Annotated in this window: 16 protein-coding genes; 7 read left to right on the top strand and 9 right to left on the bottom strand. The window is 39.7% G+C overall.

Features of this window, described 5'->3' with window-relative positions; all coding sequences use genetic code 11:
• Positions 1–67: 67 nt before the first annotated feature.
• Positions 68–229, bottom strand: coding sequence for a Spo0E family sporulation regulatory protein-aspartic acid phosphatase (locus Q7A53_RS18530; protein WP_411790690.1), 162 nt, complete (start codon positions 227–229; stop codon positions 68–70).
• Between the two features lie 280 nt (positions 230–509).
• On the opposite strand from Q7A53_RS18530, the gene lepB reads away from it, so the two are divergent.
• Positions 510–1,031: a signal peptidase I gene (gene lepB, locus Q7A53_RS18525; RefSeq protein WP_411790689.1), complete on the top strand. Its 522-nt coding sequence runs from the start codon at positions 510–512 to the stop codon at positions 1,029–1,031.
• 150 nt (positions 1,032–1,181) lie between these two features.
• Here the strand turns inward: lepB and Q7A53_RS18520 are convergent, their stop codons facing one another.
• The 3 genes from Q7A53_RS18520 to Q7A53_RS18510 all read right to left on the bottom strand — a co-directional run bounded on the left by Q7A53_RS18520 (position 1,182) and on the right by Q7A53_RS18510 (position 1,845).
• Positions 1,182–1,322: a YvrJ family protein gene (locus Q7A53_RS18520; RefSeq protein WP_411790688.1), complete on the bottom strand. Its 141-nt coding sequence runs from the start codon at positions 1,320–1,322 to the stop codon at positions 1,182–1,184.
• Positions 1,323–1,383: 61 nt separating this feature from the next.
• Complete coding sequence (locus tag Q7A53_RS18515; RefSeq protein WP_411790687.1) at positions 1,384–1,596, bottom strand: DUF2922 domain-containing protein; 213 nt, start codon at positions 1,594–1,596, stop codon at positions 1,384–1,386.
• Between the two features lie 24 nt (positions 1,597–1,620).
• Positions 1,621–1,845, bottom strand: coding sequence for a DUF1659 domain-containing protein (locus tag Q7A53_RS18510; RefSeq protein WP_411790686.1), 225 nt, complete (start codon positions 1,843–1,845; stop codon positions 1,621–1,623).
• A gap of 709 nt (positions 1,846–2,554) precedes the next feature.
• Here Q7A53_RS18510 and Q7A53_RS18505 point away from each other — a divergent pair.
• Genes Q7A53_RS18505 through Q7A53_RS18490 form a run of 4 tightly spaced genes read left to right on the top strand, consistent with a single transcriptional unit; the run spans position 2,555 to position 6,567 of the window.
• On the top strand, positions 2,555–3,340 hold the full coding sequence (locus Q7A53_RS18505; protein ID WP_411790685.1) for a carotenoid biosynthesis protein: 786 nt from the start codon (positions 2,555–2,557) through the stop codon (positions 3,338–3,340).
• Positions 3,309–3,971: a lysophospholipid acyltransferase family protein gene (locus Q7A53_RS18500; protein ID WP_411790684.1), complete on the top strand. Its 663-nt coding sequence runs from the start codon at positions 3,309–3,311 to the stop codon at positions 3,969–3,971. Before Q7A53_RS18505 ends, Q7A53_RS18500 begins: the two co-directional genes overlap by 32 nt.
• A gap of 17 nt (positions 3,972–3,988) precedes the next feature.
• Positions 3,989–5,098: a glycosyltransferase family 2 protein gene (locus tag Q7A53_RS18495; RefSeq protein ID WP_411790683.1), complete on the top strand. Its 1,110-nt coding sequence runs from the start codon at positions 3,989–3,991 to the stop codon at positions 5,096–5,098.
• Entirely contained in the window at positions 5,095–6,567 is a 1,473-nt protein-coding gene (locus Q7A53_RS18490; protein ID WP_411790682.1) for a phytoene desaturase family protein, read from the top strand. Before Q7A53_RS18495 ends, Q7A53_RS18490 begins: the two co-directional genes overlap by 4 nt.
• A 12-nt stretch (positions 6,568–6,579) precedes the next feature.
• Here the strand turns inward: Q7A53_RS18490 and Q7A53_RS18485 are convergent, their stop codons facing one another.
• Genes Q7A53_RS18485 through Q7A53_RS18475 form a run of 3 tightly spaced genes read right to left on the bottom strand, consistent with a single transcriptional unit; the run spans position 6,580 to position 10,381 of the window.
• Positions 6,580–7,416, bottom strand: a complete 837-nt coding sequence (locus Q7A53_RS18485) for a phytoene/squalene synthase family protein (RefSeq protein WP_411790681.1) — start codon at positions 7,414–7,416, stop codon at positions 6,580–6,582.
• A gap of 2 nt (positions 7,417–7,418) precedes the next feature.
• On the bottom strand, positions 7,419–8,900 hold the full coding sequence (locus Q7A53_RS18480) for a phytoene desaturase family protein (protein WP_411790680.1): 1,482 nt from the start codon (positions 8,898–8,900) through the stop codon (positions 7,419–7,421).
• Complete coding sequence (locus Q7A53_RS18475; RefSeq protein ID WP_411790679.1) at positions 8,897–10,381, bottom strand: phytoene desaturase family protein; 1,485 nt, start codon at positions 10,379–10,381, stop codon at positions 8,897–8,899. The genes Q7A53_RS18480 and Q7A53_RS18475 overlap by 4 nt, the downstream gene beginning before the upstream one ends.
• Positions 10,382–10,631: 250 nt before the next feature.
• Between Q7A53_RS18475 and Q7A53_RS18470 the strand changes: the two genes are divergently transcribed.
• Entirely contained in the window at positions 10,632–10,835 is a 204-nt protein-coding gene (locus tag Q7A53_RS18470; RefSeq protein WP_411790678.1) for a hypothetical protein, read from the top strand.
• A gap of 98 nt (positions 10,836–10,933) precedes the next feature.
• Positions 10,934–11,074, top strand: a complete 141-nt coding sequence (locus tag Q7A53_RS18465) for a YjcZ family sporulation protein (RefSeq protein WP_411790677.1) — start codon at positions 10,934–10,936, stop codon at positions 11,072–11,074.
• A 335-nt stretch (positions 11,075–11,409) separates the two neighbouring features.
• Here the strand turns inward: Q7A53_RS18465 and Q7A53_RS18460 are convergent, their stop codons facing one another.
• Both Q7A53_RS18460 and moaA read right to left on the bottom strand, forming a co-directional pair.
• Complete coding sequence (locus Q7A53_RS18460) at positions 11,410–11,835, bottom strand: YwpF-like family protein (RefSeq protein ID WP_411790676.1); 426 nt, start codon at positions 11,833–11,835, stop codon at positions 11,410–11,412.
• A gap of 461 nt (positions 11,836–12,296) precedes the next feature.
• Positions 12,297–13,310 carry a GTP 3',8-cyclase MoaA gene (moaA, locus tag Q7A53_RS18455; protein ID WP_411790675.1) on the bottom strand — a complete coding sequence of 338 codons (1,014 nt, stop codon included), beginning with the start codon at positions 13,308–13,310 and terminating at the stop codon, positions 12,297–12,299.
• Positions 13,311–13,326 lie beyond the last annotated feature (16 nt).

The following is a 13,326-nucleotide window of genomic DNA, read 5'->3' as shown; positions in this document are numbered from 1 at the left end:
CTTAGAACCGCGTAGATCAAATGACCAGAATTTAAAAAAGCCCAGGGATTGAATTCCTGGGTTTTGTTTACTTCTTTTTCATCTGATACCTGTTTAATAATTCATCTAATTCTTGACTAATCCGGACCGACTCAGGACTGGAGAAGCCGTTTTGAATTGCTACCCTCGTCATTTTTTCTCGCAAGTCTTCAATCTTCACTTTTAGTGGATCCCGCTTTGTCATCCCCATAGCCGGTACCTCCAATCTAGGTTAATATAGAATCGTTATACTGAGATGCGTACACTAAAGGGAGTGAATCCTAAAACAAACCTATTATTACACAAAGTAATTAAATTATCTCAATATTCCCACGGTTTGTAAAGAATTTTTAAAAAATTCATCGCCGTATTTTACACTTCTTTACGAAAAATTCATAATTTATCCCCTATTCGAATGTTTTTCTTTGTATTAAATATGGTAAAATAGCAGGTAATACAGACTTCATCGTTACTCAGAAAGGAAGATAGAATTGTCCGAGCAAAAGAAGAATGAATGGTTGGAATGGTTAAAGGCCATTTTTATTGCAGTCGTTCTTGCCTTCGTCTTACGTACTTTTTTCTTTGCTACTTCCATAGTAGAAGGTGCCAGTATGGATCCAACCCTTCAAAGTGGTGATCGAGTCATGTTTAATAAGATTGCCTACTATTTAGATGAACCTGACAGAGGAGACATCGTCATTATTGAGCGGCCCGTGAAAAATTATGTAAAGCGAGTCATTGGCGAACCAGGAGATAAAATTAAAATTAAAGATCATAAACTATACATTAATGGTAAACAGCAGAACCAGACTTATTTAAATAACCAAGCCATTCAGGGAACAAGGGATTTTGGTCCGGTTAAGGTTCCAAAAGGAAAGTATTTTGTAATGGGTGATAATCGATCGATTAGTAAAGACAGCCGCAATGGCTTAGGCTTTATTAATGAAGATGAAATCATTGGGAAAACAGAACTTATTGTTTATCCATTCCATGAATGGCGACTGACTAAATAGTTTTTTTCGGATACACGTTAAATGAATTTTGGAGAAAGAAGTTTATCTACTCGAAACCCCGAACCAAATTTTAATGGGTTCGGGGTTTTCTATGTTTAGATATAGAAGATAGTAAATCTACTTTCACCTGCTTTTTTTTTCTATACTAACTTATTTAGATAATAGTTTCTCAGGCAGTTGGTGCAGCGTTTCAATCAAATCATCCAGCTTTCCTTCCATTCGGTGAAGCAAGTAAAACGTCACCGCTACAGGGAAACCTACATCTGTGACAAACGACATCCAAATGTCCATGAGTTCACCTCTTTTACTCAGAATAAGCCGCTATGAATCCAATCATAGCGGCTTTCCATTTTTATAAATCGATTTCTATGACATTCCGTTCCACGATACGGGCATCTTTTTTAGCTACTAAATCACCATGACTCGAGAAAAAGCAATTCTCAGTTACTATCGTGTCCATTGCTTGAGTAATTAGTGCAGGATCCACAGGTTCTACAGGATCATCAAGGGAAATAGTAACTATTCGATTGTCTTGGTCTAGAAACTTCAGTTCCAACTTTTTCATTTCACACTACTCCTTTTCAATTTTTTAAAGATCTGCTAACTCAGTTCGATCGTTTCGTTCTACAGTAGCTAAAAGATGCTGCTGCAGTGGTTCAAGGACGGATGCGACTCGGTACAATTGATCTGGGGTAGAAGTAAGCTTGATATTATTGAAAGATTTCGTACGGAACGTCGTTTTTCCTTCTTCATCCTGACCAGTTGCAAATACGAGTTGAAGTTGAGAATTTACTTTATCAGCCGTAACTGCCATGAAGATCACCTCCTTTCACTCTTATAATCGAATGAAAGATTAAACAGGTGTCGCTGCTGCCATAAATATTTTGAATTCTCTTTCGAGAGGAGCTGATCATGCTGGTTTTTCATGGCGATAGCTTTCATTGAGAAGAAAAAAAACGCTTAGATATTAAAATCCAAGCGTTTTCTTAGTCAATAATACGGTTTTTAGAGAAAGATAATTCCGTATTTTAAGTATTTTATTTTACCTCATAATCGGACACAAAGAATCCTTCGATTTTCCTCTAATAGCCAACGATCGTTTACATAATCTTATTATGGCACTTTATCGAGGATGAAAGTTGAATGGGAATCAGCCGATATTTGGTCTAGTAAGTATAAGTTCCAGAAGAATACAAATGATTAAGCATTATCAAAAATGCAAAAACCAATAAACCCAAACAAAAGAATTATGGAGACAATAAACATGACGATATCCATTAACTCACCTCCTTGTTCTATGATATAGTTTACAAAAAACACCTGCAGTTACTTTCCAATTTCCGGAATATAGAATAGAAAGATTTCACAATGTCAGCCTATCCACGATGGAGAAACCATCAAAAATAGTTTTAATAGAGACATTTAAAGGTATGCTTGTACTAATATATAAGCCTTTGCTTCTTATTATACAACATTTACAATTGTCCGCTACAATAAGAACAAGAAATATAATGAGGTGTTTCATGACTACTCTGGTTTTCAGATTTTTTATTTTTTGGTACATATGCGGCCTCATTCTGCTGACCTTTGATCTGCTGCCTGTTTGGCTGGAATGGGCAAATACCGTATTTCTTTTAACTGCAGGAGGAATCGCTGGTATATACTTTACCCAATTGTACGGATATTTAAAAGGGATCTTCTATAGTGTTTGTATTATTATCATAAGCATGTATGTTGAACATCTAGGAGTGACGTATAATTTTCTATTTGGCTCTTATGAATACGGTAATAATTTCGGATTAAAATTATTCGATACTCCCATTACCATTGGGTTTGCCTGGCTGCTCGTCATCGGCTGTTCACACGAGCTGGCAAGGGGGATTACCCTGGCATTTAAACAGAAAAAAAGAAGAATGAACTTCGTCCTAATTGCCGGTCTGATTACGGTCACTATGGATCTCATCCTTGATCCGGTGGCTTATAGGATTAAACACTATTGGATTTGGGAGGATACAGGCAGCTATTATGGTATACCTATTTCAAATTTCACAGGATGGTTTCTATTAGCCTGTTTACTACATGGGCTCAGCCTGTTTTTTTTAAAAGAAAAGCGGTCCGCTGGTCAGCTTTGGGAGAGAAGAATGCAGCTGACGTTCGGATTAATTAACCTTATGTTTATAACGATCGCCCTTACTGGAAAGCTGTATCTCGCTGCTCTTCTAGTAGGATTATTAACCGTATTCTGGTATTCCCTATATTATTGGAGAGTGAGAACTTATGCTCAAGACAAAGAAAAACTCGGTGATTGAGTGGGGCTTTAAAAGGTTTAACCGCAAGCTTCTGAATCGAAATTTCCAACAGATCCGCCTGTCAGACAACGCCTCTCTTCAAGACTATTCCCATACTCTGTTTTTTGTGAACCACTCGACTTGGTGGGATCCTTTATTGATTTACTATTTAAATGATCAAATTATCCATTCAGATGGATACGGCATGATGCATGAGGATGGAATAAAAAAATTTCCTTTCTTTAGAAAAATCGGTGCTTACTCTATCAATACAGATCATCGCCGCCATATTATGGATTCTCTCTCCTACAGCATTAGTCTCCTTAACAATGGAAAGTCAGTTTGGATCTTTCCTCAAGGAGAAGAGCAGCATTTGGAAAAGAGACCCCTTCAATTTTTCCAGGGCCTCTCCTATATTGCAGCAAGAGCTCATAAAATCAAGATTATTCCCATCTCTCTCTATTATTCACTGGAACATACTAAGAAACCTAACGCTTATATTAAGATTGGCTCTCCAATTGCACCCATTAAATACGAGAATTTGAACAGAAAGGAAACGACCAGACTTTTTGAAGAAATCTCTACAAGTCAATTGGATGATCTTAAGAAATTAGTTGTCGAAGAAGACCATCAGGATTTTCGCTCTATATAGAACACGGAGGGATAAAAATGGTTTTTTTTACCATCTTAATAATACTTACTATGTTATTAAACGTATGGACGATCATCAATAGTTTTTTTCTATTCCCTCTGTTATCTTCCGGCTCCTTATCCAATTTTCCTAAGGTTTCACTATTGATTCCTCTTCGAAACGAACGAGACAACGTATCTGGACTCATGGCCTCTTTAAAGAATATCTCTTATCCTAATGTGGAATTTATTCTACTAGATGATCAATCTGAAGACGGAACTTATGATCTCTTACACTCCCATACTGCAGGGGACACACGATTTGTGATAAAGAAGGGAAAAGAACTTCCTGATGGATGGAACGGAAAAGTCTATGCCTGTCACCAGCTTGCCAGCTATGCGGAAGGAAATTACCTGCTTTTTTTAGACGCAGATGCCCGCGTTTCAAAAGGGATCATTCATCAATCTCTTGCTACTTTACGGAAGCACAAAGCATCTATGCTCAGTGGATTTCCTCATTATCCCAATAGTAATTTTCTTGCCCATTTGTTAGTCCCGCTTCAGCATATGGTTGTCCTTTTCCATTTGCCTCTCATGGCTGCCAATCTAACCACTAAGCCAGCTTTTACAGCAGCTTGCGGAATCTTTATCTTGATCAACAGAGAGGCTTATGAACAAATAGGCGGACATGAATCAGTCAAGGATTCCCTAGTGGAAGATGTACACCTTGCCCGTGAAGTAAAGAAACACGGTTTAAAAATGATCCTGGTCAATATTACCCCTTCGGTCATTTCTTATATGTACAATACCGCTAAGGAGACCTGGGAAGGATTTAAGAAGAATATTTTTTCAGGGATCGGACGCTCTAAAACCATGGTGTTCCTATTATCCTTTATTTATCTTGTAATTTTTGTCCTTCCCTTTCTTTACAGCTTATATGCTTTCATCTCTGGTAACTTTCTCTACCTGCTTCCTTATTTACTAATCGTTGCTTTTAAAATGTATATTGATCTAAGAACGGGCCACCCCTTATGGTTATCCTGGTTCCTCCCTTTGTCTGCGCTGTTATTAATCACACTTATGTGGCATTCAATGATCGTCAGCCTAAGAGGAGCAAATTACCAATGGAAAGGAAGGTTTTATAAATGAAAGTTGTCGTAATTGGAGGAGGTCTAGGAGGATTATCTGCCGCAGTAACCTTGGCCAAGCATGGGGCAGACGTTAAGCTTTTTGAACAAAACAAACACTTTGGAGGCAAAATGATGCCCGTAGATCAAGAAGGATATCATTTTGATTTTGGACCAAATACGATTACGATGCCTGAAGTATTTGAAGATGTTGTTCGTCAAGGGGGATTAAATCCAGCGGAGGAACTTCCCTTCATTCAAATCAAAAATCATACGCGCAACCAATTTTCAGATGGTTCCTCGATTGATTTTTCCTCCGATCCAATCTATATGAAAAAACAGCTTGCAAACATGGATAGCAGCGGCGCAGCTGCTTACGATCAGTTTTCAGCTGAAGTTGAGCGCCTATTCGAATTATCGCGGCAAAACTTCCTATACCGATCCTTTTCTAGTTGGAGAGATTACCTTTCCCCTTCGTTAGCAAGGAATATACTTAAGGTCCGCCCCCTTCAATCCTTAGATCGATTTTTCAAAAGGTATTTCACAAACCCAAACATCATTCAGGCCCTAAATCGCTACGCTACCTATGTTGGTTCCAGCCCTTATTCTGTCCCTGCTACCTTTGCAATGATCGCTCATTTAGAACTTAATCAAGGGGTCTTCTATGTTAAAGGAGGAAATACGAAAATTGCCAGCAGCTTTGTAAAAGCTGCTGAGAATCAAGGAGCACAGCTCTTTAACGAAACGAGAATAACGAACATCGCTATAGACGGCGGCAAAGCCACGGGGGTAACTACCAGTTCAGGAGAATATCACGAAGCTGATTATGTGGTTTTAAATGGGGACTTGCTGCATGCGTTGCCTGAATTAGTACCTGAAACGTACAGAAATAAATTCTCCAATGAAAAGGCAGCCTCTTTTGATCCTTCCATTTCAGCATTTGTGATTCTGGCAGGACTAAATAACCGGCTGGAGCATTTACACCACCATCACCTTTTCTTCACTGAAGATTATTTCAAGGAATTTGAATCATTAAAACGAGGAGAATATCCTGATGACCCAACTATTTATATTGGAACCTCAGCAAAGACCGATCCCTCCGTTTCACCAAACGGAGATAATTGTTTGATCCTGGTAAATGCCCCAGCTTTGAAAGACGACAGTTCTTCTGATTCAAGCGAATATAAAGAAATTATTTATGAGAAGTTACAGCAGGCTTCTATACCCGTAAAGGACCATATTCAAGTGGAAAAGGTTTTCACCCCCGCCACTATACGGGACAAATTCGGGGCATATAAAGGATCATTGTATGGTCCCTCTTCAAATAACAAAATCCAAGCTTTCGCAAGACCCTTTAACCGATCACAGGATATCGAAAATTTATATTTCTGCGGAGGCAGTACACACCCTGGTGGAGGATCACCAATGGTTGTAATCAGCGGACAGAATGTTGCCAATGACATTCTGGGGATATTAGTAGACCGTAAATAGACAAGAAGCAAATTATTGCAAGTATGCAATAATTTGCTTCTTGTCTTCATCACTAACAAAATTTCTATGTTCAAAAACCTGGTAGTGATTTTTTCGAACAGTATTTAAAATGGCTCTGTACATGCGGGCAGCTCCCTCTACAGGTGTCCTTGAGTAAAGCGGATAATGAGGAATGGAAGCAAGGGCATGTTGATAATAAGCTTCTGCATCAGAAGCAAGATCTTCCCAAACGTTTATAAAAGCTTCATTAATCTTATTTGATTGTAACTCCCGATGAGAATAGGCATACTTATCCATTACTTCCTGCGGGAGATATACACGTCCTTTTTCAAGGTCTTCTCCGATATCTCTTAATATATTGGTAATTTGCATAGCATAACCTAGACTAACGGCCCCTTCTCTGAGACAGTTTTCTTTGCCAGGAGCAATAACTGGAAGAAGCATAAGGCCCACACTGCTCGCCACGTGGTAGCAATAATTCAGTAAATCCTTTTTATTCTGCAGAGGCTCTGGATATAAGTCCATCCGCTGCCCTTTGATCATATCGTAAAAAGGCTGGGTATCGACTTCGAAATTTGCGAAGACATCAGATAAGGCAAACCAAGCAGGATGCTCACTTTCTAACCGGCCCTCAATGAATAAATCAAATTCCCGTGCAAACTCCTCGAGCTCAATTTTTGGGTTCTTGCCTTCATCCACAATATCATCAACCCGCCTGCAGAAAGCATAGATGGCCCATACCGCTTTCTTTTGCTTTTTAGGCAATAAGGAAAAAGCTTTTGAAAAAGTCTTTGAATGCTTCTCGATTTCCATTCGGCAATGATGATAAGCTATGTCTAAGTCCGTCATTTCTATCCACCTCGCTTATAATGATCTTGACGACGGCCGCTAGCTTTGATTCGGTCAGCAAGAAGCTTTGCGCCTTGCATGACTATGGGAACGCCTCCTCCAGGGTGTACAGATGCTCCAACAGCAAATAAATTTGTAACAGGGTAAGGCTGAAGCTGTGGTCTGAACACCCCTGATTGCAGCAAGGTCGGCGCAATACCAAAACTGCCGCCAGCATAAAGCCCGTCACGCTGGGCTTGCTCCGGTGATCGCACCTTCATCCACTTCATATGCTTTCTTAGTTCGGGAAAGCCTCTGGATTCCATTTGATGAATAACATGCTGAATTAAGTGCTCTTGTTTCTTCCAGTCAATCGTTGTTCCTGCAGGTACTGGAATCAATGTATACAACACTCCGCTTCCTGAAGGTGCCAAAGACTTGTCCAAAATGGAAGGGTGAAAAGTATAAAAAGATGGATCATCAGGCACTTGCTTGGTTTCAAATACTTGTCTCATATGGTGATCAAAATTATCCGACATGAAAAATTGATGGATCGTGCTGCTTGGATAAATTTTGTCCAGGCCAATATATAAAAGCAAGCATCCGGAAGAAGGTATATACTTGCGCTTCTTGAACGGGTTATTGTCAACTAGATCATCCATTAATGGGAAATCTCCATTTAAAATAACTTGGTCTGCAGGGAATTCTTCTCCCTTAACCTGCACCGATTTCACTCTTCGTTTTTCAATATTCAGCTTCTCTGCCGGGGAGTTCTTAACTAGGTTCACCCCTCTGCTTCTTAACTCTTCTACAATAATCTCTACCAGATGGGCATATCCGCCTTTCATATACCAAATGCCATGTTCATGCTCACTATAGGATACTAACGAATACATGGCAGGAGATTGCTGAGGATGTCCACCGATGTATAATGTTTGCAGTGTATAGGCCTCTATTAATTTATCATCATTGAAATAACTGCGCATCATTCTTTTTACGTTTTGGTATGCCTTTAACTTCATAAGAGTCTGTAGGTTTTTCCCTGTAAAAAAGCTGCGCCGGTTCACGAACGATTTTTCCAGAAACTTGCTCTTCCCTTCCATAAAGCGAACTTTCATATCTGTTAAAAACCGTTCAAAACCTGCTTCATTTCCGGGGAACTTATCCCTGATTTCCTGGAGCTGCAAACTAAGATCAGAAAATTTGGTGTAATCCGTACCATCTGCAAATCGAATGGTATACATGGGATCACAAGGTACAATTGGAATCCGGCCTCTCTCTATGCCTCCTTCTTCCAAGATGTCTAAAAGCATGTCTGGAAGAAGAACAATCGTGGGACCTTGATCGATTTTGAACTCACCTTCCCGTTCATAAGTAAGTCTTCCTCCAAAGAAATCATGTTTCTCAAATATTGTAATCTCCCGGTTCGATTGATGCGATAACAACAGCGCAGTCACTAGACTGCCAATACCGCTTCCTATGATCATTGCAGAATCTACTGTCATGGCATTTCCACCTTTGATTCATTGATCCAATTTGTAGTTATTCGTGCTGATTCCAATATGGTAGGTAGTCCACTTCCCGGGTGAGTGCCCCCACCAACCAGCCAGCAATGATTAAGCTCTTGAAAACGGTTGTGCGGTCTGAAGTACATCATCTGCGATAATTGATGACCTAAACTAAATGTTGCTCCTTTATGCACATCAAAATCTGTCTGCCATTGCTTTGGTGTAATTATTTTCTCAGTGACAATGTGATCTCTTATGTCATTAAATCCCGTTTTACTCTCAATTTCATTTAATATCAGTTCTCTAAAAGCTTCTCGTTTAGCATCCCAGTTAATGTCGGAGTCATTATTAGGAACCGGCGCTAAAATATAGACGGCAGAATGACCTTCAGGGGCAAGTGAATCATCCGTAACACTAGGGTTCTGAATGTAGATGGAGGGTTCATCTGAAAGAACTAATGCTTTTGTCATCTCTTCCACATTCTTCTTGTAATCTTCTGCAAACAAAATAGTATGGTGAGGCATGTTATATTTTTTATTTAGTCCAACGTAGATCATAAAAGTAGAACAGGAAAATTTTTTCTTATCAAGTTTTTGTTTAGAATATTTTTTAAGGTTGCCTTCACCTGCCAATTGAGGAAGAGCGTTAGCGAAATCCGCATTAACAATCACTTCATCTGCTTCAAACAATTCTCCGGAAGCAAGCTGCAGTCCGGTTACCGTTTTTCCTTTCAGTATGAATTTCTCTACCCCTTTATTTAAATGAATGGTCCCTCCTTGTTCAATCGTAACAGCAGCCATGGCTCTAGAAAGCTGATTCACACCGCCAATCGGGTGAAATACTCCGTACTCATGCTCCATATAAGATAGTATGGAAAAAGCACCCGGACATTCCCATGGAGACATCCCTAAATACTTTGCTTGAAAAGTAAAAGCAATCTTTAATTTCTCATCGGTAAAATAGTTGGAAAGTACGTCATGAACAGACTTTCCCAATGTTAATTTAGGCAAAGCTTTAAGTGCACGCTTGCTGACATAATCGGAAAGTTTATTGTGTTTAGTCTGCAAGAGAGGCGTCATCGCGTTCATTTTTTCCCGGGTATCTTCCATAAACCGTTCATATCCTTTTTCGTTTCCCGGGAAATATTTCTCAATGGTCTGGATCATTTTCTGTCGGTCACGATACATGGGCACTCGTTGTTGATTAAATTGTAATTCATACATCGGCTCAAGCTCATGAATATCCATATAATCATGAACATTCCTTCCAGACAGTTGAAAAATCTCCTCCATAATATGAGGCATGCTTAAAAATGTAGGACCGGTATCGAAGGTGTAATTTCCTAGTTTAAGCTGTCTATTCCTGCCGCCAATGTCATCTTGTTTTTCAAAAACGTGAACATGGTGACCCTGGGAAGATAAAATCATCGCAGCAGCTAATCCGCCTGGACCCCCTCCTACAATGGCAATGGTTTTCACAACGAACACCTTCTTTCTAAAGACACAGATTGTACAATGATTATACAAAACCTATATATAAGTTACAATAAATGATGTTCTAGCTATAAAACCGGCCAGGCTATGTAAAAAGAGCTCCTGCTCTAATACTATCCTACTAAACCAGTCTAATCAAAAAGGAACCTCGTTAAACTCCAACTCTGATTTGCCCTACAGTGACATAATTATTCTTAATCAGGAAACGCTAAGACCGTAAGGAGGCGATATCGAAATGTATTCGAACCAAAGAATTTCAGGATCTCACTATCCCTCTCATCCTACCTCCTCTTATCCTATAAACCAAAAGTCGAAAGAAAGGCTGAACCATTGGTGTGACGAATTAGACCAATTTGACCGGGATAGTGATCCGCTAGTCACTGAAGCTTCGAAAGAAAGAAGCAAAATTTTAAAAGCCGCCCCTCCCGTAAATATGTAGTACTGAATAAATTGGGAAGCATTCCATCTGGGTATATGACCATACACTAAAGCCCCCTCCAGCATAGGCTGAGTATGTAAACAACAGGAGGTGAGCTTATGTACGGCTATCCTTACGGTGGATATGGGCAACACTGCGGATCCCCTTGCCGCAGAGGTCACGGATATGGCAACAACTTTGCTTTGATCGTCGTTTTGTTCATCCTGCTGATCATAGTAGGCGCAGCATTATACTGTTAAATCAAAAGCGGAAGTGCCCGGGTAGACACGACACGCATAAACAGGAAACTCAAAAGGGATGCGACCTTACATTCCGTTGAGGTTCCTGCTTATGACGCGAGTGTCTGGGCACTGCAGCTAGATGAAGCAAAAGCGAAGAGGAGCGTTTAGATCCTCCGGGCTAAGTAAACGGCATAGTGAAGCGACCTTACTTCACAGACCTTGATTGACTTAAGAACCAGGTTATAAAAAAAGTACGCAGCATTACGAGCTGGGTACTTTTTTCATGCGTGCAGATTTATATTATGAGTAGAGTTCCTGAACACTCACGGGTATCGATCTCAGTCTAAACTGTCTTAAGCCTTCACTTCATTTCCTCTTCGTTTAAACTCTTCAAGCAAAGCATCCCCTTGGAAACCTTCGTCCAATAAGATCTTTAATACTTTTTCAATTTGTTCCCTATGACGGTCCACAATAGATCCCATAAAGATAACATTCATATCATCACCAATGTAATTCGTATCAATAGGCTGAGCTAAAAAGGTTGCAGGCTGATTACTTTGCTTTGTAATCTTGACTTGAATCATTAGCTCCTCGTTTCTTTCAATCATTTCTTGAAAAAACTCGGCATAGCTGCGGTCAACAAAAGCTTCAATCACCCATCTCCCTTTATCATCCTCCCGATTAATAATTAATCCATCATGTAATTTAATTCTACGCTGAGTGATATCATCATTCTTCTCTTCTAGAATATCCAAAGAAACCAATTTAAAGGTTTTCAATTCACGTACCTCCCAACAGTTTGTACACCTTTATTATAATTCACCCTGCCCTTGAAAATCAAAAAGCATTCTAGCAAAGTTGAATATGTATTGCTGCGATCTCCATCCTGTTCCTGCAGTTCGTTTGATAATTTTTTTCAAAAAAGACAGGGCACAAGTCTGTTAGCCATTATTAAACTCGAACGGTAAAGGGATTAACAATCCTTCATCATTCGGGTTTTATCACGTTCCTCTGTTGAACAGGAAAAAGCGAGCGAGAAATCAAGAGCATTTCACTGTAGGAAATACACTCAGACTTCTGCGGGAGGCAGACAAAAAAGCCGTTCGCGAATAGCGGGGGTTATTTCCGGAGCGCTCATTCGTAGTAAGCTCCTGTCCGCTCCTTGATTCCTCGCCTTTAAACTGCTGGCATTTCCTTTTTCACAAAAAAAACCAGCACTAAATAGTGCTGGACTTCTTACTTATCCGCCAATGTAGGACATTTCAATTTTTTCTTTTTTCTGCGGCTTCCCTTCTGCACGTTCATCAGAATACCGATCATCCCGTTTCGTCCAAATCTTTATTAATTGCAAAATGATTTCATGGTCGGTTTGATTGCTCCTGATCATTTCTTTCAAATCATAACCTTCCGTCGCAAATAAACAAGTGAACAATTTTCCGTCCGCAGAAAGTCTAATCCGCGTACAAGTACTGCAAAACGCATCGGTTACCGATGAAATTACTCCGATTTCAGAATTTCCATCTTTATATTTATATCGAGAAGCTACCTCCCCATAATAATTCGCATCTAATGGCTCTAGAGGCAATTCTTCATGAATCTGTCGGATAATTTCTTTCTTAGAAATTACTGTATCCATATTCCAGCCGTTGTGATTTCCAACATCCATAAACTCAATAAATCGCAAAGTGTCCCCGGTTTCTTTAAAATAACGAGCCATCGGAAGGATCTGACTTTCATTCATTCCTTTTTTAACTACCATATTGATCTTTATATTCAGTCCAGCTTCCCGAGCGGCTTCGATCCCCTTTATAACTGGACTCGTTTTAATTCCTCGCCCGTTAGTCTGTTTAAATACTTCATCTTCAATGGCATCTAAACTAATGTTGACTCGATTTAACCCAGCTGCCTTCAATTTTTTTGCCTGCTTAACCAGAAATACAGCGTTTGTCGTTACAGCAATATCTTTAATGCCATCTATAGCTGAAAGACGCCGGATCAATTCATCCAAGTTTTTTCTCATTAGTGGTTCTCCGCCTGTTAAGCGGATTTTTTCTGTTCCAAATTGGGCAAATATTTTTACCATCCGCTCCAGCTCATCAAAGCTGAGCAGTTCCTGTGCCGGCATGAATTGGTAGTCATCCCCAAATATTTCTTTGGGCATGCAGTACGTACACCGGAAGTTACATTGATCTATGACTGAAATTCGCAAATCTTTCATGGGGCGATCGTATTTATCTAACACATAATTCACCATGTTATGGCTGACTCCT

Origin of the sequence: Halobacillus rhizosphaerae (assembly GCF_046719735.1) — a bacterium.
Taxonomy (GTDB): Bacteria; Bacillota; Bacilli; order Bacillales; family Halobacillaceae; genus Halobacillus_B; species Halobacillus_B rhizosphaerae.
This window is presented reverse-complemented; position numbering and strand designations above follow the sequence as displayed.

Coding starts and splice junctions, on each gene's coding strand:
- Q7A53_RS18470 (WP_411790678.1), top strand. CDS start 10,632: ATGTATTCGAACCAAAGAATTTCAGGATCTCACTATCCCTCTCATCCT.
- Q7A53_RS18530 (WP_411790690.1), bottom strand. CDS start 229: ATGGGGATGACAAAGCGGGATCCACTAAAAGTGAAGATTGAAGACTTG.
- Q7A53_RS18520 (WP_411790688.1), bottom strand. CDS start 1,322: ATGGACATTTGGATGTCGTTTGTCACAGATGTAGGTTTCCCTGTAGCG.
- Q7A53_RS18515 (WP_411790687.1), bottom strand. CDS start 1,596: ATGAAAAAGTTGGAACTGAAGTTTCTAGACCAAGACAATCGAATAGTT.
- Q7A53_RS18505 (WP_411790685.1), top strand. CDS start 2,555: ATGACTACTCTGGTTTTCAGATTTTTTATTTTTTGGTACATATGCGGC.
- Q7A53_RS18480 (WP_411790680.1), bottom strand. CDS start 8,900: ATGACAGTAGATTCTGCAATGATCATAGGAAGCGGTATTGGCAGTCTA.
- Q7A53_RS18510 (WP_411790686.1), bottom strand. CDS start 1,845: ATGGCAGTTACGGCTGATAAAGTAAATTCTCAACTTCAACTCGTATTT.
- Q7A53_RS18495 (WP_411790683.1), top strand. CDS start 3,989: ATGGTTTTTTTTACCATCTTAATAATACTTACTATGTTATTAAACGTA.
- Q7A53_RS18490 (WP_411790682.1), top strand. CDS start 5,095: ATGAAAGTTGTCGTAATTGGAGGAGGTCTAGGAGGATTATCTGCCGCA.
- Q7A53_RS18500 (WP_411790684.1), top strand. CDS start 3,309: ATGCTCAAGACAAAGAAAAACTCGGTGATTGAGTGGGGCTTTAAAAGG.
- Q7A53_RS18485 (WP_411790681.1), bottom strand. CDS start 7,416: ATGACGGACTTAGACATAGCTTATCATCATTGCCGAATGGAAATCGAG.
- Q7A53_RS18465 (WP_411790677.1), top strand. CDS start 10,934: ATGTACGGCTATCCTTACGGTGGATATGGGCAACACTGCGGATCCCCT.
- moaA (WP_411790675.1), bottom strand. CDS start 13,310: ATGGTGAATTATGTGTTAGATAAATACGATCGCCCCATGAAAGATTTG.